A 25872-nucleotide genomic window follows, 5' to 3' on the forward strand; every position below is an offset into this window, starting at 1 on the left:
GATTACTCGCCCCCCTCAGGCCATTGCGTCCAGCGCTCACCAGACAGCCGGCCAATGGTTGAGCCAGCGAGCAGAACGCTTTCTTCGGTTGCCATCAGGCGGGCGTGATAGCCGCTTGCGAAACCATCCGGCTGTATGTCTGACCATTTCGCCCCGTTATCCGAGCTGATAAGGGCGCCACCATTGCCTGTGGCCAGCCATCGTTCGCCGTCGTATATCACGTCGTAGAGGTGTTCTTCGGTGCCGGATTGGTGGCGCTGCCAGCTCTCGCCGCCATTCATGCTGAGGTAGACCACCCCTCCGTTGCCCACAATGACACCCTGGTCGTCATTAAAGGCAAGTGAACGCAGGCTCTCATAACCCAACTCTTCGCCTTGCCAGGACTGGCCGTTATCAGTGGACTGGTAAAGCGTGCCAAATTCCGCGGTGACCCAGAGCCGGCCATCGGAAGAACGGGCGATATCGTTCATCGCCACATCGCCGTCAAGGCTGAGGTCGGTCCAGTTCTGACCGTCGGCGCTGCCCCGGAAGACGGCACCCATTTCGCCAATGGCCCAGAAATGACCATCCAGCCAGGCGACCTCAATCAGCTTGCCGGCAATCTCGGAAACCGGAAGTTGCTGGCTCTCCCAGCCCGAGCCGTCGTTGCGAAACAGCCAGCCCTGATTGCCAACGGCGACCACAAGGCCGGTATCGGAAGTGGCGATGCCCTGGAGATTAATGGCCCGCTCCATGCTGTGGCGAACCCAGCTATCGTCCGCACCGTTGCGCTCCAGAATCACGCCGTTGTTGCCCGCAAACCAGACACTGCTCTGCGGTGAACCGGCGACGTCATAGAACAGATCCCGAGGCTCACTCAACGGCTGGGGCAGCGGCAGCGGCTCTACCGTCGGTTTGATAAACGCAGCGGCATAGGCCAGACCGCTGACCACCGCCCAGGGGGCGATCTGCGCGGCAAACCCGAGCACTTTACCCACCATGGCCAGGCCCCTCGTTGCGCTTTTCCCACTGCTGGGTCAGCCAGCGGAAGGATTTACCGCCAAGACTCATGCCGGTCAGGGCTTCCACTTCACGAACCACGGGCACCAGCTCCAGCGGATCGATACCGGTCTGGTAGCCCATGCTGTCCAGCATCAGTACCACATCTTCAGTGGCCACGTTGCCGGTCGCCCCCGGTGAGAAGGGGCAGCCGCCAAGGCCACCAATCGACGAATCGAATTCCCTGACCCCGCAGTCAACTGACGCGAGGATGTTCGCCAGGGCCATGCCCCGGGTATCGTGAAAATGACAGGATACTTTTTCCAGGGGCGCGACCCGCGACACTTCCTGGAGTACCTGGCGCACCTGAGCCGGGTTGGCAGCACCAATGGTGTCGGCGATGATGATCTTTGCCGCACCGGCCGCCTGCATGTGTTCGGCAAACTGTCTGACCACTGACGGAGCCACCCTGCCCTCAAACGGACACTCGAAGGCCACCGCCAGATAGGCCTGCACTTCAACACCGTCATCACAACCCCGGCGTACAATGGCTTCACAGACCTGGGCAGTCTGGTCCAGCGACATCCGGATGTTTTTCTGGTTCATGGTTTCAGTCACTGACAGAACCACGTTCATCACTCTTGCGCCGGCTGCCAGTGCCAGTTCGTAGCCCTTCATGTTGGGAATCAGCCCGGCGTAGCGCACAGAATCCGAAGATGGCAGGGCAGCAAACACCCGGTCAGTGCCCGCCATCTGTGGCACCGCTTTGGGTGACACAAAACTTCCGGCTTCCAGATTGCGGATGCCCACACCCACAAGATGGCCGATCATCGCCAGGCGATCTTCAACCGACAGGGTTTTACCCTGGCTCTGAAGGCCATCACGCGGACCCACTTCATTAATGCGAACTGTGTCAGCCATGAATCACCCCACCACTTTCTGTTCACGCAGCCGGGCAATGCGCTCGCTGCTGTAACCCATCGCTTTGAGCACTTCTTCAGTGTGCTGGCCCAGCAGCGGGGGCGGTGTGTAAGAATCCGAGGCGTCTTTGCTCAGCTTGATGGGATTACCGGGCGCCTTGACGAAGCCCCCATCCGCCTGGGGAATATCCACCACCATCTTTCTGAACAGCACCTGGGGATCGGTCAGGGCATCGGAGAATTTATTGACTGGCGCGCAGGGGATACGGGCGCTTGAAAGCAGCCTCACCCAGTGCTCAGTGGTGTTGGTTTCAAGCAGATCGGTGAGAATGCCGTTGATCTTGTGCTTGTCGGCAAAACGGCCTGGCTGGGTTTTGTACTTCGGGTCTCTAAGGTCGTCGATACCAAGCAGCTCAACGAGGTTTTCCCAGAAGCTGTCAAAGATCACGGCGATGATTACGAAGCCATCACTGGTGCGATAAGCGTCGTAGGGCACATGAACAAAGTGGGCGTTGCCAATGGGCGATGGGTTTTCGCCACTGAGGAAATACATGGTGGCCATGTAGTTCAGCATGCTGACCTGGCAGTCCAGCATGGAAATATCCACATGCTGGCCGTAGCCATTGGCAGCACGGGAATGCAGGGCTGCCAGAATGCCCATCACCGCAAACATGCCACCACCCAGGTCACCGATGGGAATCCCTGCACGGGCGGGATGGTTCTCGTCGTGGCCGGTAATGGACATACCGCCGCCGATACCCTGTACCACCTGATCGAACGCGGGTCGCAGGTAGTTGGGACCGTCCTGGCCAAAACCCGTGACCGAGCAGGTGATGATTTTGGGATTCACTTCCGACAGATGATCATGGCCAATCTTCAGCTTGGTGGGCACACCCGCAGAAAAATTGTCGATAACCACATCGGATTCTTTAACCAGATCATAGAAAGTCTGAAGCCCTTCCTCAGATTTCAGATCAATACAGATGCTCTTCTTGTTGCGGTTGAGGGTAATAAAATAGGCACCCTGGCCGTTGTAGGAATTCTTCGGATCCTTCGCCAGCAGGCTGCGTGTGCCCTCGCCTTTCAATGGCTCGACCTTGATGGAGTCCGCACCGAGGTCGGCAAGAATCATTCCTGCGTAGGGGCCTGAGAGCATGTGCGTCAGATCAATGATCCGCACGCCTTCCAGTGGTTTCGTCATAATCAGTCAGCACGCAATTGATGGTGAAAGGATTACCCGATTCAAAGGGTCGCTTTACACCGTCATCGCAAAGGGGGTGCCAACTTGTACAAAAAAACGATAGTTATCGATAAGACACTGAAAAGTAGGTGTTAATACGTAATCGGGGAGGGCTGCCGATGGTTCAATCGCAGGGTTAACTTTATTTCATTATGAAATTTTTATTTCAGATCTGAAATGATTATTGCAGATACCGCTATCAGCGAAGAATTAGCGGCCACGGGCCGGGGACGACCTTGAGATCCGGCCGTAACCGGAATCTGAACCGCCTGTTTCTATAGCCCGGTAAAGGCAAAGTCCAGGTCGGGACGCACCCCTGACACTATGTCCGCCAGCGCCGCAGCCGAGCCGCAGGAATGCGTCCATCCCAGGGTGCCATGACCGGTGTTCAGAAACAGATTGGGGAATTTGCTTCTGCCAATGTAGGGTACATTGGAAGGTGTGGTCGGGCGTAAGCCTGCCCAGAACTCCGCCTGATCCCAATGGGCTGCGTCGGGCATCAACTCGGCCGTGCGCCGTACAATCGCTCGGCAGCGGGTCAGGTTCAGCTTGCGGCTGTAACCGTTCAGTTCGGCCGTGCCGGCAACCCGGATTCGGTCTCCCAGCCGGGAAAACACAAGCTTATACTCGTCATCGGTCAGGCTGACCCGGTAGGCCGCCTCTTCGTTTTTCACCGGCACGGTGATGGAATAGCCTTTGGCCGGGTAGATATTCAGAAACACGCCGATTTTGCGAGCCAGAATGGCGCTGTAGCTGCCAAGACTCAGTACATAGTTGTCAGCCCTCAGGGTCTGGTGCTGCCCATCATGGATCACATTGACCCCAAGAATCCGCCCAGATGCCTTTTCCAGGCCGACGACGTCGGTGCCATACAGAAACCGGACACCGGCCTCCTCGGCCTTCTTCGCCAGCGACTGGGTGAATTTCCGGGCGTCGCCGGACTCGTCATCGCCAGTGTAGGTGGCTCCGGTGATGCGATGACGGACTGGGGACAATGCCGGCTCCAGCTCAACTGCGCGGCGGGCGTCAATCACCTGCCGGTCGCAGCCCAGTTCCCGCATGATCCTTGCAGGCTCCTGGGCGGCATCGAATTCTTTCTGGCTGGTATAAAAGTGGAGAATGCCCTTTTCAAGGTGGTCGTAATTCAGGCCCAGGTCTTTGCGCAGTGTCTGAAGGCAGCTTCGGCTGTAGGTGCCCAGATTCACCATCTGGCGGATGTTGTAGGCGGCACGGGCGGAAGTGCATTCCCTCAGAAAAGACGCGGCCCAGCGCCATTGCGCAGGGTCCATTCGGGGCCGGAACAGCAGGGGCGCATCCGGCCTGATCATCCATTTGAGCACCTTCATTGGTGCAGACGGACCCGCCCAGGGCTCGGCATGGGATACCGATATCTGGCCACCATTGGCAAAGCTGGTTTCTGTGCCGGCCTTGCGCTGTCTTTCAACAACCGTAACGTCATATCCTTTCTGGCGCAGGTACCAGGCCGATGTAACACCGACAACGCCCGCACCCAGCACTATGACGTGCATTCACTACCTCCTCGCTGCAGGAATTTCAAAATGTCAGCCGCCGGCGCGCTTGACCGTCCAGCCTTTTTCTTTCAGAAGCGGCACCAGGGTGTCGCGCTGGTCGCCCTGTATTTCAACCACGCCCTCTTTCACCGTGCCGCCAACGCCGCAGCGGGCCTTGAGCAGCTTTGCATAAGCCTTGAGCTCAGCGCCGGCCAGCGGAATACCGGTGATCAGTGTTACCCCTTTGCCCTTGCGCCCCTTGGTTTCACGGCTGACCCTGACCACGCCGTCACCAGACGGCGCCTGAGCATCGCCGCAGCGGCATTCGGCCACTGGTTCTCTACAATCAGGGCACATTCGTCCCTGTTCGGTGGAAAAGACCAGCCCGCCGCCAGAGTTTTTCTTCATTACATCCAACCTTTCAACACGTTACCTGTTCAAACCCCGGGTGGATATTTCTCGAACATGTCTGTGACGATCTCATCGATCAGCTCCTGCCGGGATTCAGAGGACTGGCTTTCGTTCAGGTAGCGTCGGCTGGCAGCACGCCAGACCACCTGCTTGTTCTGGGAATCGACCAGCTCAACCACCAACTTGCCCTCTTCTACTTTCTCGATCGGCGGCGGTGCCGAAATTCCCCAGCCAAAGTTGCCACTGCCGAATCCCAGACCGAAACCAAAGCCCGAGCCAACACGTTCGAGTCGCTCTTCGGTAACGATCCGCCAGGTCACCAACAGGTCAGCCTCACCAGCTGCCCGTTGTTCAAGGTTCTCGCGCTCCATCTCCCGCTCAATGGCGGTGCGAATCCTGGCGCCGTCCAGGGAAACGTAGGCGTCTTCACCGTCTTTGGTGGGCGCAAAATTCCAGGAGCTGTAATCACTGAATGCGGCCCCTGAATCGTAATCCGTAACCACATTGCTGGCGCAGCCGGTTATGGCCACCGCAAACATCGATATCAATAACAACCTGATCATTCGGTCACTCCTGTGTGTTGGCTTTCGGTCAGAATATTCAGCCCTCGCGCATTGCAAAATTCGATTAACCCGTCACGTTTTTCCTGCGGCAACTCCATCGTTACCTTTACTGTGGCTCCGTAATCCACGTTTTCAATCACAGCATCGTTAGATTCACACCAGTGCCGAAGGGGCTGTTCGTCTGCAAAGCCAATGTTCACCCGAACCTCTTCCAGCGGTTTCTGAACAACTCGCTCAACCTCCGAAAGCACGCTTTCAGCCGCGCCGGCATAAGCCCTGACCAGGCCGCCAGCACCCAGTTTCACGCCACCGAAATAGCGGATGACCATAACCAGCACATCGCCCATATCCTTGTGCTGAATCACCCCAAGGATAGGCTTACCTGCGGTACCGGAAGGTTCGCCGTCATCGTTCATGGCGGCTTCCGCAGCCGCACCAGGCTGTCCGATTTGATAGGCCCAGCAGATATGTCGGGCGTCCGGGTGGTCCGCGCGGGCTTCGGCCAGCCAGGCCTTGACCTGTTCACGGTTAGAAACCGGGACAACCCGGGCAATGAACCGACTCTTTTTAATCTCGGTTTCCCGCTCCAGAAGCCCGGCGGGTACCGGGTAGTCAACCGCCATTGTCCTATCCCGCTCAGACATCACACGTTCCGGGTGAATACCGGCAGGCTCAGGCGCACTACAAGCCCGGTCCGATCACCGTTGAATGCTTCAATTTCCCCATCATGCAGGCCAAGGATATCCCGGGCAATAGCCAACCCCAGCCCCCAGCCTTTGCCACCCCGGGATTTGTCGGCCCGGTAGAAGGGTTCGAACAGATGGCCCAGTGCGCTGCTCGGCACACCCGGCCCTTCATCGGTAATGTCCACCACCAGGCGCTGGCCAACGGTTTTAAGACCAAGTGAAACCGGGTTACCCGGCGGCGTATGGTCCAGGGCATTCTGCAGCACGTTATCGAAGGCCCGCTGCAACAGATTGGGGTCGCCCAGAACCAGAGTACGCTCTGAATCGGGCATTACCGTCAACCTGCAATCGATACCCCGGTGCTCGGCATAGTCCGCTGCATCCGCCAGTACACGATTCAATACGTGCAGCAACTGCACTGGTTCACGCTGTATATCGCCACCCTGCTCAGACACGCTATACAGGGTCAGAATCTGGGTCGTCATGGCATCCAGACGTTCATTCTGGCGAAGGATAGACGCCATCATTTCATCATCGGCACTGGCGTCACTCGCCAGTTCAATAGCCACGCGCTGGCGCGCCAGGGGCGTTCTCAGGTCGTGCGAGATATCCCGCATCAAGTGCTTCTGGCGCTCCAGCAGATAGCAAAGCCGCTCGGTCATGCCATTGAACGCGGTGGCCATGGCGCCGATTTCGTCACGGCGGGACGCAATTTTCCGGCTGACCCGAAGGTCGATATGGCCGCCGGCAATCTCACGGGCGGTGGATTCCATATGCTTCAGCGGGCGCGCAACCCGGCGCGCTACCCACCAGCAGGCCAGGGTGATAATCACAAACGCCAGCAGCACTTCCATCCAGCGATACAGCCGCGCATCCACCCAGCCTTCTGCACCCTTGCGCGGCCAGGCCACCAACTGGTAGTCATCCGCCACCGGGATGACCGCGGGCCTCAGGGAATACCAGCCACTGGACTCCAGCCGCTCGCGGATCACCTGGGGCAACTCTTCATCATTCTGGTCGACTTCGATCAGCCTCAGGTGCAGGTCCAGCCGCTGGCCTTCGGATTTCAGATAACGCCAGAGACTGCCACCATCGTCGTCCCGGCGAAACGCCAGCGCCTGCATCGCCACATCCCGCAAACCGGCCTGGCGTTCGATGGCGGCCCGCTCGCGATCCTGCAGCGCGTGGGTTGCCATGTTCCCCGCAACCAGGGTGATCGCCATGGCCATCCAGATCGAGATAAACACACGCCAGAACAGCGTGACTCTGAGCCTCGGCATCATGCCGGCACCCGGTAGCTGTAGCCCAACCCTCTCACCGTTTCGATTCGCGGCGGGTCATCGTTACCCAGTTTCTTGCGAAGGTTACTGATGTGCATGTCCAGGGTCCGGTCATAGGCCTCAAGCCGCCGGCCCAGGGCCCACTGCATCAGATCGGTTTTGCGAACAACACTGCCAGCATGGGCCAGTAACACCTGCAGCACTTCGTATTCGGTGGCGGTCAGGTCCATGGCGGTGTCGTTCTGGTAGATTCGGCGCTGTACCGGCTCTACTCGAAGGTCGCCATAGAGTCTGGTTTCATCCACACCCACTTCCTGATCCCAGGCGATTCGCCTCAGCAAGGCCTGCAACCGGGCAATAAGCTCACGCGGGTTACAGGGTTTGGGAATGTAATCGTCGGCGCCCACTTCGAACCCGACGATACGATCGGTTTCATCGCCCCGGGCGGTAAGCAGCACCACCGGCAGATGGGTTTTCGCCCGTATCTGGCGCAGTACGTCCAGGCCGCTGATATCAGGCAGCATGATATCCAGCACCACGATGTCGCAATCCTGGCCCATGGCCAGAGACAGGCCGTCATTACCGTTGGCTGCCTCGCGCACGGTAAAGCCCTGATTGGTCAGATAACGTGCCAGCAGGGTGCGAAGCTCTTCATCATCTTCAACCAGCAAAACCCGGTTCTGCATAAAACTCCTCCTGAAACCTGCCGGAAGTTTATCATGCCCTGAAAATCCGCTGCCCGGCCGGTCCTGTTTTTGCAAAACCTTTACACGGAGGCCGTCTTTTTGGCACTGCGAGACTCACAGGCAGTGATCATTCGCCGGGTTCTGGCGTATGGTATCGATACAGCAAGAGGAGCCAGACCCCAGATGCCCGTTCCGGAACACCAGCCACTGACCATTACGACCCGTGATTCCATCGAAGGTATAGGTCAAGCCCAGTGGGAAGCACTGGCGGGCAAGGCCAATCCGTTCCTGAGATACGAATTCTTCGCGGCCCTGGAACAGTCGGGCTGCACCAGCGCGGAAACCGGGTGGCAGCCCCAACACCTGGTCATTCAGCACGGCGACGCGGTCGTTGGTGTGGCGCCCGCCTATCTGAAAACCCATTCCATGGGCGAATATGTTTTTGATTTTGCCTGGGCCGAGGCCTATCAGCGCCATGGCCTGCCTTACTATCCGAAACTGCTGGTCGCGGTGCCGTTTACCCCTTCCCGGGGGCCCCGACTGCTGATTGACCCTGCCGTCCGGGCCAGTCTTGAAACCGGCGATGTTCCCACCCTGCTGGATAACCTGATTGCCGATCTGGGGGTGCATTCCTGGCACCTGCTGTTTCCAGACGCCGCTGATCAGTCACTGTTGCACCAGGAAACAGAACTGCACCGGATTGGCTGCCAGTTCCACTGGAATAATAGAAGCTACCAGGACTTCGAGGATTTTCTGACTGCCCTGACCTCTCGCAAACGCAAGGCTATCCGCAAAGAGCGCCGGCAGGTGGCAGAACAGGGAATCAGCTTCAGCCGTTTCCATGGCCGTGACATCTCCGACCGGGTGCTGTCGACGTTTTATGTGTTTTACCAGGCCACCTACCTGAAGCGTGGGCAGCGGCCTTATCTGAACAAGGATTTTTTTGAGCAGGTCCGGGAGCGCCTGCCGGAACATCTGACCCTGATCATGGCCAGTCACCAGGGCAAAATGATCGCCGGCGCCCTGTTCATGTCAGGTGAAGATACACTCTATGGCCGTTACTGGGGCTGTCTGGATGAATATAACTTTCTGCACTTTGAAACCTGTTACTATCAGGGAATCGAGCTGGCCATTGATCGGGGCCTGGCGCGCTTCGATGCAGGCGCGCAGGGCGAGCATAAACTGATCCGCGGGTTCGAGCCGGTTATCACACATTCCTGGCACGGCATAGTGCACCCCGGTTTCCAGGACGCCATTGCCAGATTTACCGAGGAAGAGGCGCGCCATGTCATGGCCTACGCCGAAGACGCACTGAACGCACTACCTTTCAGGCAGGCCGGCCCGGATCAGTAGCAGCGTCAGGCGCCTACTGACACACAACGGAGCGGGCATCCATGGAAACGGACTATCTTTTCAACCTTCTGAACGACAACCCCCTTCTCCTGCTGATCGCCGTCACTGCGCTGGCCGTGGCTATTTACGCTGTCATCTCAGGCAGTCTGGCCCGGCGCAAAATGGCCGAGCAGAACAACGTCGTAAAATACCGGGTAGACAGCCTGTGGAAAGACATCAATGCCTGGCAGGCCTCCCAGTTCAGCAGCCCCGTTACGGCAAACCATCAGGATGCCAATGCCGGCGAACGCTACGCAACGGAAAAATCAGCCTACGACGCTATCTGGCCACTGGTGTGGTCACTGCATGACAAACTGGGCATGTTTCTACGGGCCGTTGAATCCGACGACAACACCGGCGAACTCCGTCTGGAAGCCCGGAATGCGGCGCTGGAAGCCCGGAAGGTACTGAATCGCGTTCGACCTTTCTGCCACGCCGACATCGACGAACTCGTCACCCAGTTGATCGACAACCACATAAAAGCGCATCTGGCCGCATGCCATCTGATGGATCTGCGCAAAGATTCCCTGGCTTCCAGCTCGAGCCACGAAATGGCCGTGCAGAAGGAGAAATTCCACATGCTTTACGATGGCCAGGCCAAGGAAATGCTGAACCAGCTGGTGACGCTGATCAGGCGCAGGATGCTCAGCCAGGGAACTTCGGCGGGCGGATGAACTCTATGGGTTCCGTATCGTAAATTGAACGACTTCCTCTGACTTCGGATACCCATGCGCAAAGTGAAGCAGTGTTTTATCGGCGTCGCCCTGACGCTGGCCGTGTTGTTAACAGGCCCACTTTTCCTGGCCGCCTGCGCGAGTTTCCAGGATTCATCAAGCTGGCGCACGGCCGACCGCTCCAGCACCGGCATTGCGCCCACCCCTGAACAGGAACAACGCGCTGTGGTGCAGGTATATGGCGCCCGTGCCTACAACTGGCGCGGTTATTTCGCGGTGCACACCTGGATCAGCACCAAGGAAGCCAGTGCCGATACCTACTACGTGCATGAGGTAACGGGATGGCGCCATTATGTCGTCCAGTCCCGACCGGACGCTCCGGACCGTGCCTGGTATGGGTCCGAACCCACACTGATTGCCGACATTCGTGGTGACCGGGCCGAGGCGATCCTTGATCAACTGGGCGGCGTTATCGAACGCTACCCCTACCCTACTGAATACGAGGCCTGGCCAGGGCCTAACAGCAATACATTTGTTTCCTGGGTGATTCGTCAGATTCCGGAGATGGATGTAGCTTTACCCAATCATGCGATTGGCAAGGACTTTCTTGGCGATGACCTGGTGGCCGAGGTGCCGGGTGGCACCGGTTATCAGCTATCGCTGGGTGGCTACTTTGGAATTCTTGCAGGTACACGGGAAGGGCTGGAGTTAAACATTCTCGGCCTGTCGCTGGGCGTTAATCCGCTGGGACTTGGCATCAAACTCCCCGGAGTGGGAGAACTGGCGTTACGCAACACCAATCCAATGTCTGAAGCAACGCCTTAGTCCGCTTCAGGTGCTACCAGCACGGCCGTGGCAGGGTAGGCCGCCCAAAAAAACGCTACAAGCACCCCTGCGGGGTCCAGCCAGCAATCACAGATTGCTGTCGTTCGGCTGTCGCATGAAGCTTTGCTTCATAAACGCTCGGCCGAACCCATGTGCGCTTGGGCTCCGCCATCCATGGCTCCGCACATTTTTGGGCGGCCTACCCTGCCCCGTCCTCTCTACGAGTATGCCGTCAGAATATGGTTAGTCCCGCATAGCGGACGAGACCTGCTGCAGCGATACCCCCGGCAATCGAAGGCAACGGTTTTTTGGTTGCCAGCATGATTACGGCCGTCACAATCAGCGCCGCCACAGAACCCGCATCCCCGCTAAAAGCCATTGGTGTAATTATGGCAATAAGAACCGAGCTGGCCATGGTGTTGATGAAGCTTTCGATTCTGGAACTGATGGTGACGAAAGACATCAGGAAAACACCGCCGAAGCGAGTAACCACCGTTACAGCGGTGATAATTGCGATCAGCGCAAGGATGCCTGCGGTTGTTGTATCGATGCTCATGCATCCCCCTCGTTTTCCGCGGTTTTAACACCGCTATCCCCGGGCTTTTTTTCCAGCCAGAAAAAACCAATAGCACCGCCAGCCAGCGCCCCGACCACCACATGCATATTCGGCGGCAACCACTTCCAGGCAGCCAGGGACGTTATTGCGGCTACCGCCCAGGCCACCAGGGTTCTCGGGGATTTATTGCCACCCAGGGCCATGGCCAGCAGGAAGCAGCCCAGCACCATGTCCAGCCCCAGGGATTTCGGGTCCTGCAGTAAGCCGCCAAAATAGACGCCCAGCCAGGTTCCAATGATCCAGGCCATCCAGATGGCGATGCCGCCGCCGAGGATGACCTCCAGGTTGCGTTTGCCCCGCTGGTGTTCCTGGGCAGACACCGCCCAGTTGGCGTCAGTGAGCAACAGCAGCAGGCTGTAGCGACGGCCCGGGGACATGTCCCTGAGCATGGGGTAGAGCGAGGCGCCCATCAGCAGGTGGCGGGAATTGATGGCGAAAACCACGGCAATCAGCGGAAGCAGGGATACTTCACTACCCCACATATCGATTGCTGCGAACTGGGAAGCACCGGCGAAGACGGTGGCGCTCATCAGGATCGCCTGAAGTGGTTCCAACCCCTTCTGTACAGCGGCTAAACCGAACGCAGCGCCGAACGCCACCACGAATAACGAGATGGGTAACAGCCGGAAAAATTCATAACGAACTTTCGTGGCGCTGAACTGGTAGGAATAGGTTGTGGGCGTCATTGTAGCAAGCTAATGAAATTGGCATCACTTCCCTATAGGTAGATGCCGAAAAACCGGCCCTTCATAGACTAAAGTTCGGCCAGTGCGTGGTCCAGGGTCTGGCTGATGGTGGCATTCAGCTTCAGATCCACCAGCGAATCCGCGCGGGTTCGGCCGAGGTTCAGCGTTGCCATTGGTCGCGACCATTCCTGTGCATAGCGGCAGAAACGGAAACCGGAATAGACCATCAGGGACGAGCCGATCACCAGCAGGCCATCACTGGCTTTGAGTGCGTCCAGCGCCGAATGCACCCGCTGTTTTGGCACATAGTCGCCGAAGAACACCACGTCCGGCTTGAGAATACCGCCGCAGTGGGTGCAGTCGGCAATGTTGAACCGGGAGAAATCGATTTCCAGGTCGGCGTCTCCGTCCGGGGCTGCCGTTGCCGAGTAGTTATCGAAGCCGGGGTTCAGTTCGGCACAGCGTTCGTGAACCAGGTCCCGGCTGGAGCGGTTGCCGCAGGTCATGCAGATTACCTCGTCGGCCCGGCCGTGAAGATCCATCGCCAGATGGCTTCCTGCTTTCTGGTGCAAACGGTCCACATTCTGAGTCACCAGGAGGTTGCTGTGGCCTCGCTTTTCCAGTTCGGCAATCCGCTGATGGGCCGGGTTGGGCGTGGCGTTTCGAATAATCGGCCAGCCAATCAGGCTTCGACCCCAGTATCGCTGACGCACCTGCTGGCTAGCCATGAAATCCCCGTGCTGGACCGGCTGCCTGCGCTTCCAGCTGCCCTCGCCGTCGCGATAATCCGGAATGCCGGAATCGGTACTGACACCGGCGCCAGTCAGAATCAGTAACCGGGGATGCCGACGAATAAAATCAGCCAGCAGCTGCCCTGCCTGTTCAGGCTCATGGGCTTCCAGGGGCTCCTCGCCGATGGGCATGGAAACACCTTTTGTGGGATGTCGGAATGCGGTCATAAACCCTCATCGTCAGGCTGGATTGCCTACTTTAAGGGGCAAAACCGGCGCTGCCAACGTCCCCTGCTGGAAATACCCGGCACCATGGCCGTAAACTTGTGCGCAGATTCTTAGCGCAACGGTTTTTAACGCCATGACTAAAGACACCACCTGTTCCGAACTGCTGTTGGATAACCAGCTCTGCTTCGCCCTCTATTCCACATCGCTGATGATGACCAAAACCTACAAACCACTGCTCAAAGCGCTGGACCTTACCTACCCCCAGTATCTGGCCATGCTGGTGCTCTGGGAGGAAGACGGGATTACCGTCAGCCATATCAGCAGGCGGTTGTTAACGGACCCGGGGTCGGTCACGCCATTGCTGAAAAGACTGGAAGCCGACGGGCTGCTGACCCGCCAGCGTCGAAAGGAGGACGAGCGAGTGGTTGATCTTCATCTGACTGCGAAAGGAAAAGCGCTTCAGGATCAGGCGAAGACCATTCCCGGTTGTATCGTAAACGCCAGCAACCAGAGCGTGTCCGACCTGATGGAGCTCAAGCGCCAGTTACTGAAACTTCGCGAAAACCTGAAAACCCCGGTATAGCCGGATGTAACCCAATCCATTACGCAAACCGGACATTTATCTTGCGCGCAAATCTTTTGTGCGTTAAGTTGGGGTTGATCTTACAATCAGAAGCAGACACAGGGAGAACAGATTATGGCGATTCAAGAAGTTCTGTACCGCGCATCAGCAGAAGCCACCGGTGGCCGTGACGGCCGCGCTATTTCCTCTGACGGAGTGCTGGACGTTGAACTAGCCACCCCCAAAGAAATGGGCGGCGCTGGCGGCAAAGGCACCAATCCCGAGCAGCTGTTTGCGGCCGGTTATTCCGCCTGTTTTATCGGCGCCATGAAGTTTGTCGCCGGTCGGGACAAGCTGCCCATGCCTGACGACGCTTCCATCGAAGGTGAAGTGGGCATCGGCCAGATCCCCAACGGTTTTGGCATTGAAGTAGAGCTGAAGATCTCCCTGCCGGGCATGGACGACGCCCAGGCGGATAAGCTGATCGAAGAAGCCCACAAGGTGTGCCCCTATTCCAACGCCACCCGTGGCAACATCGATGTCACGCTGACACGCGTGTAAACGGAAGCACGCTTGAAGTGTGATCGTTTAAAAAGGCAGCGGGCTTCCCCGCTGCCTTTTTTACATCAGCTCGGCAAATTCCACGGACACCATGGGAATCACCGACAGCGCCAGCAGCAGCCCCATGGTCCAGTTGAACCAGCGGCGATAGACTGGTTTCTGCAGCAACCGTCGCAACCCCGCACCTCCAAGCATCCAGGCCCCAACGCAGGGCACCGCCACCACCAGAAACGCCGCAGCAATCCAGCTTGCCTGCTGGATCACTGCCCCACTCACCGTGGTAAAAGTGGCCAGAGCGCCAACCGCCATCACCCAGGCCTTGGGATTCACCCACTGGAAAGCAGCAGCCTGCAAGAAGGACAGAGGACGGCTGGTGTCATCCTCTTTAATCTCCGTGGCAGTGGTCGCAATCCGCCATGCCAGATACATGAGATAGGTGATACCCAGCACCTTGATCACCTGATGCATCACCGGAACCGCCTCGAACACTTTGCCAAGCCCCATGCTGATGGCCAGCACCATGGCCGGAAAGCCAATACAGATTCCCAGGTAATGAGGCAGCGTTCGCCATACCCCGAAGTTCATGCCCGAGGTCATCACCATGATGTTGTTCGGGCCCGGCGTGGCGGTTGAAACCAACGCAAAAAGTAAAACGCTCAGAAGCACTTCCATGGTCATCTCCCCAATCCCTGGATTTTCCAGAATGGCTTGAGCAGCTCAGCCTGACGCTGCTCCTCGGTCAGCCCGATGTCGGCCAGCAAGTGGTCGCTCAGTTGGGCCAGGTGCCGACGGGTTCGACGAGATTGAAGCATCTGCATCACCCACTTTCCGGAAATCACCACCATGACCGCGTTCTGCGCTTTCGCTGCGGCGTCCGCCTTGCGAATAATCCCCAGGCCTTTAAGCGATTGGATGTTTGCAGTGGTCATGGTCCTTCTCCTTCATTATCGGTTTGTGAGCCTGTTCATCCTGAACCGAATTTTGCAATGGTTACAGATTCACTTATTTGGTATTTTGATCGGTACAGATGTGCCAAACCCCCATCTGTCATGGTCCATTTTCTTTCATCTGTACTGGTCGATTGCGAAGCGAGGGCAACAATGGAAACCAATCTGTATGCGCAACTGGCGGATTCACTGAGCCAGCAGATTCGCGAAGGCCTGTTCCGGACCGGCGACAAGATGCCCTCGGTACGCCACCTGGCACGGCGGGAAGCCGTCAGCATTTCCACGGTGACCACCGCTTACAGCCTGCTGGAACAATGGGGCTGGGTAGAGGCACGGCCGAAATCCGGGTATTTCGTGGCCCGGCGCCAGGACGACCGGCTGGCCATGCCACGCCAGGTGAAGATGAAGCCAAGGCCACGGGCCGCAACGACCTCGGAACTGGTCATGGAAGTTCAGCGGGATTCTGCCAACCAGAAAGGCGTCAGCATGTCCGCGGCGATTCCGGCGCTGGACTTTCCGATTCTGGGCAACGTTCAGCGGGCCTTCACCCGTCTGTCCCGAACCCGCAAATATCTGGGGGTGGGTTATGACGCCCCAGAGGGCCTGCCGGAATTCCGCCAGCAGATCGCCCGCCGCGCCGTGGACGCTGGGGTGCATGTATCACCGGATGAAATCATCAGCACCGCTGGCTGCCAGAACGCCATGGCCCTGGGTTTGCGGGTGCTGACCCAACCCGGCGACATCATTGCCCTGGAATCGCCCTGCTATTACGGGCTGATCCAGATGGCAGAAGCCTTTGGCCTGAAAGTGATTGAAATACCGGCCCACCACGACACCGGCATCAGCGTAGAAGCCCTGAAGCTGGCGCTGGAGAAATGGCCGATCAAGGCGCTGGTGTCCGTGGCTACTTTCTCAAACCCGCTGGGGTCCATCATTCCCGATGAACGCAAACAGGAGCTGATGGAGCTGCTGGAAAAATACGATGTACCAATGATCGAGGACGACATTTACGGCGAGCTGTATTTTGGCGACCGTCGTCCCAAATCGGTAAAGGCCTTCGACCGTGACGGCCGGGTACTGCTGTGCTCCTCGGTATCCAAAACCATTGACCCGCAATTGCGGGTGGGCTGGATCATGCCGGGCCGTTACCTGGAGAAGGTGACCCATCAGAAATTCATCCAGCAAGTATCCGGCTCTACCCTGCCCCAGATGGTGACGGCAGAGATCATGGCCCAGGGCGCCTACGACCGGCACCTGCGCCAGGCCCGGGAAACCTACCGGATGCGCAGCCAGCAGCTGGTGGATCTGGTCAGCCAGCACTTCCCGGAAAACACCCGGCTGTCACGTCCCAAAGGCGGGCTGGTGGCCTGGGTAGAACTGCCGGACCGGGTCAACACCACCGAACTCTACCATCGGGGCCGCAGCCAGAACCTGACCATTGCTCCCGGCGAGATCTTCTCCGCCTCCGGGCAGTACAAGTGCTGCTTCCGGATCAACTTCGCTCAGGGCTGGAGCCCCGAGCGCGTGGCGGCGGTTCAGACCTTCGGGGAGTGGATTCGGGAAAGCCTCTGATGACTGCTGATTGATCATGTTCCACTCCGCCTCAGCACAACTCTACACCAGAATATGCAATCGATTGCATTTATAGGGCATTTAGACTATACCTTCAGTGTCTGTCTCAAAAGAGATGACGCCTGTTGAGTGGCCGATTAATGGGTGCCTTTGCCGATGTCTCAATCCAATCTCTCTTCTTCCCGCCCCCGGGCAGGCCGCTTTTCCTGGCTGACCCGTTTTCGCCTGACCCTTGTCAGCCGCCTGAGCCTTGGCTTCGGGATGGTCGGTCTGGGCGTCATCGGAATTCTGGTCGCCAGCCTGTTCAGCCTGCAGCAATCCAGCCAGGGACTGGACGCCCTGGTCTCTGAAGCCCTGCCGGTCAAACAGACCATCGCAAGTGCACGATTGACCCTGAAAGACATCAGCACCAGCGCTGCGGAGCATTACAACGCCCGGGTAGCCGGGGAATCGGCAGACATCCGGTCGCGAGTGGAAACCGACATCAACAGCTTCAATGAAATCATTGCCCGGCTGGAAAACGACTTCCCTCTGCTGAACCAGGTGCCGGCCATAAAAGCTGGCCTGGCGGAGTCAGTGGAACAGGCCCGCGAGCAGTTTGAGCTTTTGATCAGGAACATGAACAGCCACGAGCGTTCAATTGACGCCGAAGCCCGTATCACCGAAGTTCGCGCTGAAATCAATGAACTGAAAACCCGGGCGGAACCGGTTTTCCAGCGCAACCTGGATGCAATGGAGCAGGTAGATGCCATCGCCCTGGCCTACCGGCTACAGGGACTGTTCAACAATGCTTCCCTGCTGGCTATTAACGCCTCACTCGCTGACAGCCTGGAGGTCATTGAGACGGTTCAGGCAGACCTGAGAGACAGCCTGGACGGCGTTGCGCGACTGACTTTTCCGATTCTGGACCAGAAACGGGCCGATCCCGCCTTTGCCGACTATTACGACGACATGGACCCCCTGTTTGATCAACTGGAGCGCCTGACAACGGCAAACGACGGCCTGATTGCCCAACAGAAAAACCTGTTTGTTGAGATTCGCAGTGTGCTGCCGGCACGTGTAGACGCGGTTCAATCTGCACTGGCGGAGGCCGGTCGTGGCCTACAGGCGGTCTCGCAGCAGGTGGATGATGCAGTTGTGGGCATTAGCGATCAGGCACTTGAACAGGTAGGGCTTGGCCGTACCATCATGATTACGGCAACAGCCCTGATTCTGGCGCTCTGCCTGCTTGTATCCTGGCTGGTGGTACGAAGTGTACGCCGACCCATCCGCCGGTTGAGAGACTATATGAAACAGGTGGGGAACGGTGATTTCAGCGGCGAGGTGGGGCACTACGCAAAGGACGAAATCGGCGAGATCTTCCAGTCTACTGAGCAGCTGGTTCACAACATCCGGGACATGATTGCCCGGATCGCCGAGCTCAACAAAGACATCAACACCATCTCCACCGATTCTGCGAAGGCGACCGATTCGGTGCGTACCCGGTTGAACAACCAGAGCCAGGATCTGCGATCCGTTGCCACAGCGGTGACCCAGATGTCGGCCAGTGTTCGGGAGGTCGCCCAGAATACCCGCGAAGCCGCCGCCGAAGTCAAACAGAGCGAAACCCAGGCCCATGACATCGAAACCGCCGTCAACGCGGCGGTAACCTCCACCGGCGAATTAGGCAGAACCATGCAATCCGCAACAGAGGTCATTCAGATGCTCGATAAGGAAGTGGTTGGCATCGAACAGATACTCGATGTCATCCGCAATATCGCTGAACAGACCAATCTGCTTGCACTGAATGCCGCCATAGAAGCAGCGCGGGCCGGTGAACAGGGCCGAGGATTTGCCGTGGTCGCTGACGAAGTGCGAACCCTGGCGAGCCGAACCCAGTCAAGCACGGAAGAGATCCGCCAGAAAATAGACTCGGTGATGGCCGGGTCACGCAATGCCGTCGAATCCATTGCCACCAGCGTCAGGAACGCCGACGACATATCCGGTCGGGTTGGCCATGTTCATGAAGCGTTCAAAGAGTACCTGACCTACGTTGAGCGAATCAGCGAAATCAACAACGAAGTGTCAGTGACCACCGGCGAGCAAGAGTCCGTCTCGGAACAGATCACAGAGCGCATTCACACCACCAGCGACAGCAGCGCCGCCGTCGCTACCGACTTCGAACTGACTTCCCAGCGGGTAGCGGAGCTGGATGAAATTGCCAACAACCTGGACCAGGAGATCAAGCGTTTCCAGCTATGATTCGCGCAAGCCGCTGGCGCAGGTCGTCGGCGCCAAGCTCCGCCATCACAGCGATGTTGCGCTCCGGAATGGCGTCCGGGTTTGGGTGGCTGTCCACCGCCCGTTCAACGCTGGCCTCACGAAGCAGATGCAGCATCGGATAGGGTGAGCGGTTGGTGTAGTTCTCCGCATCCTCGGCCCCGGTTCCGGCAAAGCGGTAGTCCGGGTGAAAGCTGGCCACCTGGTATATGCCCTCAAGCTCCAGGAGCTGAAGCAGGCCGTCCACAGCCGCCAGAAAATCGTTGTACTCATCAAAATCGGTCAGCACACCGGGGTGAATCAGCAAGGTGGTCTCGGTATCCGGATGTTCCTCCAGAAACCGCAGCTCTTCCTGCAAGCCTCGCAATAACGCTTCTTCTGAATCTGCTTCAGACACTGCAAACCGCACGCGATTGTTCACCAGCTCCCTGCGTGCAAAGGGGCACAGGTTCAGGCCGATCACAATCTCTTCCAGCCATTGCCGGCTGACTTGCTCAATCTGCAACTTATCCAAGTTATCTCCCTGACGCTGTTTCAACCATGGCCCCCAAAACCCTGAAAGTCATGATATGTTAAGCAAGCTTACAATAATAACGCGACAGCCAACGGATATCGGAGAAACAACATGGACGCACTGCGCACCCCCGACGAACGATTCAACCGCCTGCTGGACTACCCCTTTGAACCCCACTACATCGAGGTAGACGGCCTGCGCATGCACTACGTGGACGAAGGGCCGGCCGATGCCAAACCCATACTGATGATGCACGGCGAGCCATCCTGGTCCTACCTGTACCGCCACATGATCCCAATATGTGCCGCCGCCGGCCACCGGGTAATCGCGCCGGACCTGATCGGCTTTGGCAAATCCGACAAGCCCACCGACATCACCGATTACAGCTACCAGCAACACATGGACTGGATGCAAAGCTTTCTGGACCAGACCGGCCTGACCGACATCACCCTCGTATGCCAGGACTGGGGCTCACTGCTGGGCTTGCGCCTGGCCGCGGAAAACCCCGACCGCTTCCGCGCCATCGTGCTGGGCAACGGCATGCTGCCCACCGGCGACCAGGCCTTGCCGAAAGCCTTCCAGATCTGGAAAAACTTCGCGATTTACAGCCCCTGGTTCCCCATCGCAAAAATCATCGACACCGGGAGCTTCAAAAAACTGGGGCCGGATGAAAAGCGCGCCTATGACGCCCCCTTCCCCAACAAAAAATACAAAGCCGGCGCCCGGGCCTTCCCCAAGCTGGTCCCCGCCTCACCCAACGACCCGGCCACCGAAGCCAACCGCGCCGCCTGGAAGGTTCTGGAGCAGTGGGAAAAACCCTTCCTGACCACCTTCAGCAACGGCGACCCGGTTACCCGCGGCGGCGACAAGTACGTGCAGGAACGCGTTCCCGGCGCCAAAGGCCAACCCCATGTCACGCTCACCGGTGGCCATTTCCTGCAGGAAGATTCGCCCGTGCAGTTTGCGACTGCCGTGAACGATTTGCTTGCGAGAATGGATGGTGGCGGATTGGGCTAGAGACAGCAGGCCTTGTGTTTTTTACCGCTGCCGCACGGGCAGCGGTCATTGCGGCCGGGATTAAGCCGGCCTTCCCGGGTGTCGCCCTGAAGGTAATACCAGCGCCCTGCTTCCTTGCGGAAATCGGAGTTCTCTTCCAGAAATCCCCATCCGCTCCCGGCACGGTAGACTGCCCGAAAATGAACGCGGCCCGAATCACCTTCCTGCGAGCTCTGCAGGATCTGCAATGACGACCAGGCCGGTGAGCCTTCAAGACTGAGCGAAGCAGGCCGTGTACTTGAATGCCAGGTTGAACGAAGATAGTCCGGCAGGTCCAGTACAAACGCAGCAAAGCGGGAGCGCATCAGCGCTTCCGGCGTATCCGCCGCCTGCCCCTGGTGCAACGGCTGGCAGCATTGTAAATAAGGCTTCGCGCTGCCGCAGGGGCAGTGGCTCGTGTTCTGGGTTTGTTGCATTCCGGGCTCACAGTACATTTCTGGACGACTAATCGCAGTTTAAACATTACTTGGCCTGATCAGTCGACTGCAAACAATGCTTCATTTTCACGCTTTTAAAAAAAAGCGAACACTCCATTCTGAGCTTGACGGCCCTGCAACGTTTTGCCTTTTCGCCGCTTCGCTCTGCCAAGGTTGCCGCATATTTTCAGCGTAAATTGCCAAGAAATTGATAATCATCGCAGCGTCAGAAGCCAATTCGTACTACGGTCAGCTTGGTTACACACGCACAATGCTCGCGCCTGGGTTCGGGATGCGCCTATGTATTTGACTGATACTTACAAAGTGGACAAGGCTGTCAACGGAACTTGGCAACTTAGAAGAGCTATATATCCCCGTCTGTACTGGTTCTGGGGAATTACAGCGGTATCGGCTGTTATTTTATTTTTTATTTGGGACAGACCCCGTTGGGAGCCTTACGTTTATTTTTTTGGCGGATGGATTGGTTTGATGGCTCTGGCTATTCCTTACCACGTGCTCAGGGACAAGCTGATAACGATTGAGAACGACGGTGCTGAATTCGTTCTTCGAGGAAAGCACTTTCTCGGGAAAAAAGGAAAACGGTTTTCAACCAAAGGCGTTTACCGGATCGGGAGAATTACTGTTTCCAGCGGTGATACGTCCAAAAATTATCACATGGAGGTTCGCACTGACGACGGCCTTCGCTTCATGATGGGTATCAGCTCCCTTGGAAGCATGAAAGAGCAAGCGCTGATCGACCTTGGCAAGGACCTTGAGCGTAAGACCGAAGGCAAGTTGAAATACTCACCGCTCAACGCATAATCATGGGGTAGTGTAATGGATGAAGTGACGAATCCGGCGAGCAATTACGTCAGACTGGAAATGGACATTTCCAACCATCAAATAGTCGCCTATCAGGATAATTATAAGGTACTAGGGTGGATTGTCTTGGGCGCATCATTCATGCCATTCCTTGCTTTGTTTACTGCACCGTGGCCAATTTTATTGTTTGTAATTCTGTTCTGGTTGGCGCTTGTTGCAGCTGGAATGACTCTGGTATTGAAAGAACGTCGACAACGTTGGGACCACTCTACTCAAATGGTCGTTTTTGAAGCGAGGTGGCCGGGTAGTAAGTTTAAGCCGTCTAAAAAAATTCCGATTCACAAATTCGAAGACGTCCAGATAATGACCACGCCAAGAACGAATCAACGTGGGATCGAGGAAACCGGCCCCGGCGTTCTGGTAAGAGTCAGATATGAAAAGGATTCAAGGCATACCTATCCCGGAAAAAACTCTTGGAGAATTGGCAGTTTTCACAGCACAGAATATGCCGAGGATGCCGAATATCTCGCTCAAAAGGTAGCTCAGGTATGTGGCGTTCCTGTTAGAAACAGTTTGGCGAGTAGAGGCTGAATTACTGTGAATAAAACCGAAAACTCAGGTAACAAGGTGCACCATCTGAATGTTCGCTTTGCGACCAATGCTACTCGCGGACCTCAGCTAAAAAAGCGGGACATAACGGTATTTCCGTCGTATTGACTTTCAGAACCGGTACATTTCACCCAACCAATTTTCCGGAACGAATGGAGGCCTACCGTGAGCAATCCTTTGGCAGGCGACACTGACATCACATTTCTCCAGCAGGCCATTCAACAAGCCCTGGCATCGGTTGACGATGGCGGAGCCCCGTTTGGCGCTCTGGTGGTTCATAACAACAAAGTCATTGCGCAAGCGGGTAACAGGGTAAAGCAGGATTTCGACGCCACTGCCCACGCTGAAGTAGCGGCAATACGCAAGGCCGGCCAGAAGCTGGGCGATGCCCAGATGCCGGAAGCAACCCTGTATTCAAGCTGCGAGCCCTGTCCCATGTGCCTGGCGGCCGCCCACTGGGCTCGAATCCCGCGCATTGTATTTGCTGCCTCTCAAGAAACTGCGAATGAGGCCGGCTTTGCCGACGGCAACATTGCAGAGCAGCTCTATGGCCAGATTCATCCTGCACGGGCCGAGCAATTGGGATTGGTTCATATCGAGTTAGAGAACTCGGGTGCCCCTTTTCAGGCTTGGCTAAACGTTTCTAGCCGCTAGCATCATCAAATCTGAATGTTCGTTCTGCAACCAAGATCCACTCCGAACTCAACTAAACAAAAGCGAACATCCTTACACCCTCACCTAAGGTGCTGTTATAGGTCACCGCTGGTAAAAGCATTTTTCTTCTTTCTGATGTCCTCGGTAACGTGGTTAGAATCCAAGCTACGCGATAGTTCCGGTAAAACAGTGACGTGATTGCACAACGCTATTTGAGGCATATCTATAGATAGGCTGCCAACGGCATCTCAATTCCCTATCCGATCAGGCAGGCACATAATGAGGTTGCACAATTTATGTGTCGAGATATTTTACACTAATTTAAATGCAAACCCATAAAAAACTGAAAATAATGCAAATTAAATGCTGGCATTTTCTATGCTTTAGTTTTCTCTGGTTACGTTTCGTTATTAGCTCGGAATGAGAATTGCCTAGAACTAATAGGAGATTGGATGTGAAATACTTGAGGCAGTTGGCTATCGCACTAACCATGGCAACCCCCGCCATATCAGACGCTTACAGTCTGGATGAGACCACCAGAATAGTTACAGATCAAGACAGCGGGACAGAGTGGCTTCAGTGGACTGAAACCATCGGCATGGCAGTCGATGACGATTTCAGCAGCATTCAAGGTGGTGGCTGGAGTGTCGCTTCCAACGAACAAATGTCAGCATTGTATGACGCTTTTTTTCCATCCATCGTTTGGGACGCCGATGAGAATACCAGCCAATTCTCTTATGGTATTACGACCTACGGCGACGGCATTGATAATGCGTTCAAGTTTGGAGAGTTGTTTGGTTGGACTTACGCGAGGGACTCAAAGAGTGTTCAGACTGGCCGGCCATTCGAATACTCAACAGGTTTCAACGCTACCTACGCATATTTTGGAAATGATTTAGATGGCGATGGTCGAATCAATAGAACATCAGTTTTATCAGAAAGCATCTTCGATAACCCTGAAAATGGGGTATACAGAGAACGAGCCGAATACTTCGACCTAACATCTGATAATTATTCACCTGGAGGTACTTACTTTGGTGGCGGAGTTGCGCTGGTCCGAACAACGCCCACAACAAAAGTCCCTGAGCCCAGCACTCTTGCCTTGCTTGGCTTGGGCCTGGCTGGCTTAACATACGCGCGCAGAAAATCGCGGTCGAGGGTCTATTCAATCCATTCCTAACTCCGTCGGGTTGCATTGAACAGAAGGTGTCAGACGAAGCATTTCGGCGTCGGTCCAACGATCATATTTCGTTCCGCCGTTCAGTCTTAAACTCGTCTGACACCACTTTTCGCGCAGACTTAGGAAGGTCTTTTAGGTTTACTTACCAATATAAACTTTACTCCCCTTAAAAATTGCCGATGATTCTCTGTTTGATTAAACGATACGAATTTCGGCTTTTGAGCTTACGATTGCTTTTAATATCCAGCTCCTGTCGACCATGCAAGCGAAGTCAACCAAATGTTTGGACTTACCCGGGTTCTAGTATACTCCTGGCCTATGATTAAGCTATGCCCCAAAGGCACGACATATCCGAACCTCAAAATTGACCTTCGTGACTGGGATCTTAATGTCCGCTTTGCGACCAAGCCCGGCTCCCCAAACTCTTAAGCAAAAGCGTTAATCTGGTCAGCTTGTGAGGCGGGACACTGGGTATGAGCGGCACCCCGTTGGTTTTCTGGCATGACCTGCAGCCGGGTAAGGCAACTGGCGCCAACATACTGCGAACAAATACACTCGGGAATTAATGGGCGAGCACAATGACAAACAGAGTTGATATTTATTACTGCACAGGGTGCCGGTGGCTGCTTCGTTCGGCCTGGATGGCACAGGAACTGCTGACCACCTTCGAAGGCGAGCTGGATTCGCTGGCATTGCATCCGGGAAGCGGTGGAATTTTCGAGGTGTGGGTTAATGAAAAGCGGATCTGGTCCCGCAAGGAGCAAGGGGGATTTCCGGAGATCAAGGTGCTAAAGCAATTGGTGCGGGACGAAATCGACCCTGAACGCTCGCTCGGACACGTGGATCGATGAAGTCAGGGATTAATAAGTCCGCCCCGGCTCTCCTTAAAGCTCGCCTCATGCTGGTGGTGATAGGAATCATCCTACCCTACCTGGCACGCTTGCCTCGGGGCTCTGAATGGCTTGGGCAGTACACCGACGCCGGTCTGAGCGGCTGGTTGTTAATCAGTGGCTTAAATGCCATTGCCTGGGGTGCCATCCTTGCTATCAGCTTTACGTATGAACGGCCTGCTTCGCTGATCGCGCCATGCTTACTAGGTTTCGGCTATTTAGCCTGGTCGCATGGCACACTGGATTTGAGTACGAACCCAAATGCTCCGATCGCACTGGTGATTATCCCGGTCTACGCGCTTTTACCGATTGGAGTGGGCGGGGTAATTGGCTTTGTCATGGATCGCATTTTTCGGCGCAGTTAAGGGCCGGCGCCATTCCCAAACCTGAACGCTCGCTTTGC

The 25872-nt window shown here is 56.4% G+C and carries 30 protein-coding genes; 14 read left to right on the forward strand and 16 right to left on the reverse strand.

Annotation, left to right across the window (positions count from 1 at the left end):
• Positions 1–2: 2 nt before the first annotated feature.
• From E5Q11_RS07555 to E5Q11_RS07595, 9 genes are all read right to left on the reverse strand, one after another.
• Positions 3–980, reverse strand: coding sequence for a WD40/YVTN/BNR-like repeat-containing protein (locus tag E5Q11_RS07555; protein WP_135802800.1), 978 nt, complete (start codon positions 978–980; stop codon positions 3–5).
• Positions 970–1899 (reverse strand): hydroxymethylglutaryl-CoA lyase, encoded by a 930-nt coding sequence (locus E5Q11_RS07560; protein WP_135802801.1) that lies wholly within the window; start codon positions 1897–1899, stop codon positions 970–972. Before E5Q11_RS07560 ends, E5Q11_RS07555 begins: the two co-directional genes overlap by 11 nt.
• Before the next feature lie 3 nt (positions 1900–1902).
• Positions 1903–3099, reverse strand: coding sequence for a CaiB/BaiF CoA transferase family protein (locus tag E5Q11_RS07565; protein WP_135802802.1), 1197 nt, complete (start codon positions 3097–3099; stop codon positions 1903–1905).
• Positions 3100–3413: 314 nt separating this feature from the next.
• The gene (locus tag E5Q11_RS07570) at positions 3414–4667 is read right to left on the reverse strand and encodes a D-amino acid dehydrogenase (protein WP_135802803.1); all 1254 of its coding nucleotides are present in this window, start codon (positions 4665–4667) and stop codon (positions 3414–3416) included.
• Between the two features lie 33 nt (positions 4668–4700).
• A complete protein-coding gene (locus tag E5Q11_RS07575; RefSeq protein WP_135802804.1) occupies positions 4701–5057 on the reverse strand; it encodes a translation initiation factor Sui1 in 357 nt (118 codons plus the stop codon).
• Positions 5058–5086: 29 nt separating this feature from the next.
• A complete protein-coding gene (locus E5Q11_RS07580) occupies positions 5087–5623 on the reverse strand; it encodes a DUF4136 domain-containing protein (RefSeq protein WP_135802805.1) in 537 nt (178 codons plus the stop codon).
• Positions 5620–6246 (reverse strand): YigZ family protein, encoded by a 627-nt coding sequence (locus E5Q11_RS07585; protein ID WP_135803370.1) that lies wholly within the window; start codon positions 6244–6246, stop codon positions 5620–5622. The genes E5Q11_RS07580 and E5Q11_RS07585 overlap by 4 nt, the downstream gene beginning before the upstream one ends.
• 20 nt (positions 6247–6266) lie before the next feature.
• On the reverse strand, positions 6267–7592 hold the full coding sequence (locus E5Q11_RS07590; protein WP_135802806.1) for a sensor histidine kinase: 1326 nt from the start codon (positions 7590–7592) through the stop codon (positions 6267–6269).
• The gene (locus tag E5Q11_RS07595; protein WP_135802807.1) at positions 7589–8275 is read right to left on the reverse strand and encodes a response regulator transcription factor; all 687 of its coding nucleotides are present in this window, start codon (positions 8273–8275) and stop codon (positions 7589–7591) included. Before E5Q11_RS07595 ends, E5Q11_RS07590 begins: the two co-directional genes overlap by 4 nt.
• Positions 8276–8458: 183 nt before the next feature.
• Between E5Q11_RS07595 and E5Q11_RS07600 the strand changes: the two genes are divergently transcribed.
• Genes E5Q11_RS07600 through E5Q11_RS07610 form a run of 3 tightly spaced genes read left to right on the forward strand, consistent with a single transcriptional unit; the run spans position 8459 to position 11166 of the window.
• Positions 8459–9628 carry a GNAT family N-acetyltransferase gene (locus E5Q11_RS07600; protein ID WP_135803371.1) on the forward strand — a complete coding sequence of 390 codons (1170 nt, stop codon included), beginning with the start codon at positions 8459–8461 and terminating at the stop codon, positions 9626–9628.
• Between the two features lie 41 nt (positions 9629–9669).
• On the forward strand, positions 9670–10341 hold the full coding sequence (locus E5Q11_RS07605) for a hypothetical protein (protein WP_135802808.1): 672 nt from the start codon (positions 9670–9672) through the stop codon (positions 10339–10341).
• Between the two features lie 54 nt (positions 10342–10395).
• A complete protein-coding gene (locus E5Q11_RS07610; protein WP_135802809.1) occupies positions 10396–11166 on the forward strand; it encodes a DUF3750 domain-containing protein in 771 nt (256 codons plus the stop codon).
• A gap of 232 nt (positions 11167–11398) precedes the next feature.
• Here E5Q11_RS07610 and E5Q11_RS07615 read toward each other — a convergent pair whose 3' ends face one another.
• From E5Q11_RS07615 to E5Q11_RS07625, 3 genes are all read right to left on the reverse strand, one after another.
• Positions 11399–11722, reverse strand: coding sequence for an AzlD family protein (locus E5Q11_RS07615; RefSeq protein WP_135802810.1), 324 nt, complete (start codon positions 11720–11722; stop codon positions 11399–11401).
• Positions 11719–12468, reverse strand: coding sequence for an AzlC family ABC transporter permease (locus E5Q11_RS07620; RefSeq protein WP_135802811.1), 750 nt, complete (start codon positions 12466–12468; stop codon positions 11719–11721). Before E5Q11_RS07620 ends, E5Q11_RS07615 begins: the two co-directional genes overlap by 4 nt.
• A gap of 68 nt (positions 12469–12536) precedes the next feature.
• The gene (locus E5Q11_RS07625; RefSeq protein WP_404802746.1) at positions 12537–13427 is read right to left on the reverse strand and encodes an NAD-dependent protein deacetylase; all 891 of its coding nucleotides are present in this window, start codon (positions 13425–13427) and stop codon (positions 12537–12539) included.
• Between the two features lie 133 nt (positions 13428–13560).
• Between E5Q11_RS07625 and E5Q11_RS07630 the strand changes: the two genes are divergently transcribed.
• Both E5Q11_RS07630 and E5Q11_RS07635 read left to right on the forward strand, forming a co-directional pair.
• The gene (locus E5Q11_RS07630) at positions 13561–14010 is read left to right on the forward strand and encodes a MarR family winged helix-turn-helix transcriptional regulator (protein ID WP_135802812.1); all 450 of its coding nucleotides are present in this window, start codon (positions 13561–13563) and stop codon (positions 14008–14010) included.
• A gap of 114 nt (positions 14011–14124) precedes the next feature.
• A complete protein-coding gene (locus E5Q11_RS07635; RefSeq protein WP_135802813.1) occupies positions 14125–14550 on the forward strand; it encodes an organic hydroperoxide resistance protein in 426 nt (141 codons plus the stop codon).
• 60 nt (positions 14551–14610) lie between these two features.
• Here the strand turns inward: E5Q11_RS07635 and E5Q11_RS07640 are convergent, their stop codons facing one another.
• Together E5Q11_RS07640 and E5Q11_RS07645 are read right to left on the reverse strand one after the other, a co-directional pair.
• Entirely contained in the window at positions 14611–15222 is a 612-nt protein-coding gene (locus E5Q11_RS07640; protein WP_135802814.1) for a LysE family translocator, read from the reverse strand.
• A gap of 2 nt (positions 15223–15224) precedes the next feature.
• The gene (locus E5Q11_RS07645; protein WP_210426295.1) at positions 15225–15479 is read right to left on the reverse strand and encodes a DUF1127 domain-containing protein; all 255 of its coding nucleotides are present in this window, start codon (positions 15477–15479) and stop codon (positions 15225–15227) included.
• Between the two features lie 171 nt (positions 15480–15650).
• On the opposite strand from E5Q11_RS07645, the gene E5Q11_RS07650 reads away from it, so the two are divergent.
• On the forward strand, positions 15651–17069 hold the full coding sequence (locus tag E5Q11_RS07650) for an aminotransferase-like domain-containing protein (protein ID WP_135802815.1): 1419 nt from the start codon (positions 15651–15653) through the stop codon (positions 17067–17069).
• 156 nt (positions 17070–17225) lie between these two features.
• The gene (locus E5Q11_RS07655; protein WP_135802816.1) at positions 17226–19310 is read left to right on the forward strand and encodes a HAMP domain-containing methyl-accepting chemotaxis protein; all 2085 of its coding nucleotides are present in this window, start codon (positions 17226–17228) and stop codon (positions 19308–19310) included.
• Here E5Q11_RS07655 and E5Q11_RS07660 read toward each other — a convergent pair.
• Entirely contained in the window at positions 19291–19842 is a 552-nt protein-coding gene (locus E5Q11_RS07660; RefSeq protein ID WP_135802817.1) for a DUF1415 domain-containing protein, read from the reverse strand. The genes E5Q11_RS07655 and E5Q11_RS07660 overlap by 20 nt on opposite strands.
• Positions 19843–19953: 111 nt before the next feature.
• On the opposite strand from E5Q11_RS07660, the gene E5Q11_RS07665 reads away from it, so the two are divergent.
• Entirely contained in the window at positions 19954–20859 is a 906-nt protein-coding gene (locus E5Q11_RS07665; RefSeq protein WP_135802818.1) for a haloalkane dehalogenase, read from the forward strand.
• Here the strand turns inward: E5Q11_RS07665 and E5Q11_RS07670 are convergent.
• Positions 20856–21314 carry a YchJ family protein gene (locus tag E5Q11_RS07670; protein WP_225314871.1) on the reverse strand — a complete coding sequence of 153 codons (459 nt, stop codon included), beginning with the start codon at positions 21312–21314 and terminating at the stop codon, positions 20856–20858. The two genes, E5Q11_RS07665 and E5Q11_RS07670, sit on opposite strands and share 4 nt — an antisense overlap.
• Before the next feature lie 300 nt (positions 21315–21614).
• Here E5Q11_RS07670 and E5Q11_RS07675 point away from each other — a divergent pair, with 300 nt between their 5' ends.
• The 6 genes from E5Q11_RS07675 (at position 21615) to E5Q11_RS07700 (ending at position 25834) form a co-directional block, all read left to right on the forward strand.
• On the forward strand, positions 21615–22136 hold the full coding sequence (locus tag E5Q11_RS07675; protein WP_135802819.1) for a hypothetical protein: 522 nt from the start codon (positions 21615–21617) through the stop codon (positions 22134–22136).
• A gap of 15 nt (positions 22137–22151) precedes the next feature.
• Positions 22152–22727, forward strand: coding sequence for a hypothetical protein (locus E5Q11_RS07680; RefSeq protein WP_135802820.1), 576 nt, complete (start codon positions 22152–22154; stop codon positions 22725–22727).
• Positions 22728–22910: 183 nt separating this feature from the next.
• Positions 22911–23399, forward strand: coding sequence for a nucleoside deaminase (locus E5Q11_RS07685; protein WP_210426296.1), 489 nt, complete (start codon positions 22911–22913; stop codon positions 23397–23399).
• 454 nt (positions 23400–23853) lie between these two features.
• On the forward strand, positions 23854–24579 hold the full coding sequence (locus E5Q11_RS07690; protein ID WP_225314872.1) for a PEP-CTERM sorting domain-containing protein: 726 nt from the start codon (positions 23854–23856) through the stop codon (positions 24577–24579).
• Between the two features lie 578 nt (positions 24580–25157).
• Complete coding sequence (locus E5Q11_RS07695; protein ID WP_135802821.1) at positions 25158–25430, forward strand: Rdx family protein; 273 nt, start codon at positions 25158–25160, stop codon at positions 25428–25430.
• Entirely contained in the window at positions 25427–25834 is a 408-nt protein-coding gene (locus E5Q11_RS07700) for a hypothetical protein (RefSeq protein ID WP_210426297.1), read from the forward strand. The genes E5Q11_RS07695 and E5Q11_RS07700 overlap by 4 nt, the downstream gene beginning before the upstream one ends.
• The last annotated feature ends 38 nt before the right edge of the window (positions 25835–25872 follow it).

Origin of the sequence: Marinobacter confluentis, assembly GCF_004785685.1 — a bacterium.
In the GTDB taxonomy this organism is placed as follows: Bacteria; Pseudomonadota; Gammaproteobacteria; order Pseudomonadales; family Oleiphilaceae; genus Marinobacter; species Marinobacter confluentis.

Bases quoted from the DNA above. Each gene is read 5' to 3' on its own strand.
- E5Q11_RS07555 (WP_135802800.1), bottom strand. From the start codon at position 980: ATGGTGGGTAAAGTGCTCGGGTTTGCCGCGCAGATCGCCCCCTGGGCG.
- E5Q11_RS07560 (WP_135802801.1), bottom strand. From the start codon at position 1,899: ATGGCTGACACAGTTCGCATTAATGAAGTGGGTCCGCGTGATGGCCTT.
- E5Q11_RS07565 (WP_135802802.1), bottom strand. From the start codon at position 3,099: ATGACGAAACCACTGGAAGGCGTGCGGATCATTGATCTGACGCACATG.
- E5Q11_RS07570 (WP_135802803.1), bottom strand. From the start codon at position 4,667: ATGCACGTCATAGTGCTGGGTGCGGGCGTTGTCGGTGTTACATCGGCC.
- E5Q11_RS07575 (WP_135802804.1), bottom strand. From the start codon at position 5,057: ATGAAGAAAAACTCTGGCGGCGGGCTGGTCTTTTCCACCGAACAGGGA.
- E5Q11_RS07580 (WP_135802805.1), bottom strand. From the start codon at position 5,623: ATGATCAGGTTGTTATTGATATCGATGTTTGCGGTGGCCATAACCGGC.
- E5Q11_RS07585 (WP_135803370.1), bottom strand. From the start codon at position 6,246: ATGGCGGTTGACTACCCGGTACCCGCCGGGCTTCTGGAGCGGGAAACC.
- E5Q11_RS07590 (WP_135802806.1), bottom strand. From the start codon at position 7,592: ATGATGCCGAGGCTCAGAGTCACGCTGTTCTGGCGTGTGTTTATCTCG.
- E5Q11_RS07595 (WP_135802807.1), bottom strand. From the start codon at position 8,275: ATGCAGAACCGGGTTTTGCTGGTTGAAGATGATGAAGAGCTTCGCACC.
- E5Q11_RS07600 (WP_135803371.1), top strand. From the start codon at position 8,459: ATGCCCGTTCCGGAACACCAGCCACTGACCATTACGACCCGTGATTCC.
- E5Q11_RS07605 (WP_135802808.1), top strand. From the start codon at position 9,670: ATGGAAACGGACTATCTTTTCAACCTTCTGAACGACAACCCCCTTCTC.
- E5Q11_RS07610 (WP_135802809.1), top strand. From the start codon at position 10,396: ATGCGCAAAGTGAAGCAGTGTTTTATCGGCGTCGCCCTGACGCTGGCC.
- E5Q11_RS07615 (WP_135802810.1), bottom strand. From the start codon at position 11,722: ATGAGCATCGATACAACAACCGCAGGCATCCTTGCGCTGATCGCAATT.
- E5Q11_RS07620 (WP_135802811.1), bottom strand. From the start codon at position 12,468: ATGACGCCCACAACCTATTCCTACCAGTTCAGCGCCACGAAAGTTCGT.
- E5Q11_RS07625 (WP_404802746.1), bottom strand. From the start codon at position 13,427: ATGACCGCATTCCGACATCCCACAAAAGGTGTTTCCATGCCCATCGGC.
- E5Q11_RS07630 (WP_135802812.1), top strand. From the start codon at position 13,561: ATGACTAAAGACACCACCTGTTCCGAACTGCTGTTGGATAACCAGCTC.
- E5Q11_RS07635 (WP_135802813.1), top strand. From the start codon at position 14,125: ATGGCGATTCAAGAAGTTCTGTACCGCGCATCAGCAGAAGCCACCGGT.
- E5Q11_RS07640 (WP_135802814.1), bottom strand. From the start codon at position 15,222: ATGGAAGTGCTTCTGAGCGTTTTACTTTTTGCGTTGGTTTCAACCGCC.
- E5Q11_RS07645 (WP_210426295.1), bottom strand. From the start codon at position 15,479: ATGACCACTGCAAACATCCAATCGCTTAAAGGCCTGGGGATTATTCGC.
- E5Q11_RS07650 (WP_135802815.1), top strand. From the start codon at position 15,651: ATGGAAACCAATCTGTATGCGCAACTGGCGGATTCACTGAGCCAGCAG.
- E5Q11_RS07655 (WP_135802816.1), top strand. From the start codon at position 17,226: ATGTCTCAATCCAATCTCTCTTCTTCCCGCCCCCGGGCAGGCCGCTTT.
- E5Q11_RS07665 (WP_135802818.1), top strand. From the start codon at position 19,954: ATGGACGCACTGCGCACCCCCGACGAACGATTCAACCGCCTGCTGGAC.
- E5Q11_RS07670 (WP_225314871.1), bottom strand. From the start codon at position 21,314: ATGCAACAAACCCAGAACACGAGCCACTGCCCCTGCGGCAGCGCGAAG.
- E5Q11_RS07675 (WP_135802819.1), top strand. From the start codon at position 21,615: ATGTATTTGACTGATACTTACAAAGTGGACAAGGCTGTCAACGGAACT.
- E5Q11_RS07680 (WP_135802820.1), top strand. From the start codon at position 22,152: ATGGATGAAGTGACGAATCCGGCGAGCAATTACGTCAGACTGGAAATG.
- E5Q11_RS07695 (WP_135802821.1), top strand. From the start codon at position 25,158: ATGACAAACAGAGTTGATATTTATTACTGCACAGGGTGCCGGTGGCTG.
- E5Q11_RS07700 (WP_210426297.1), top strand. From the start codon at position 25,427: ATGAAGTCAGGGATTAATAAGTCCGCCCCGGCTCTCCTTAAAGCTCGC.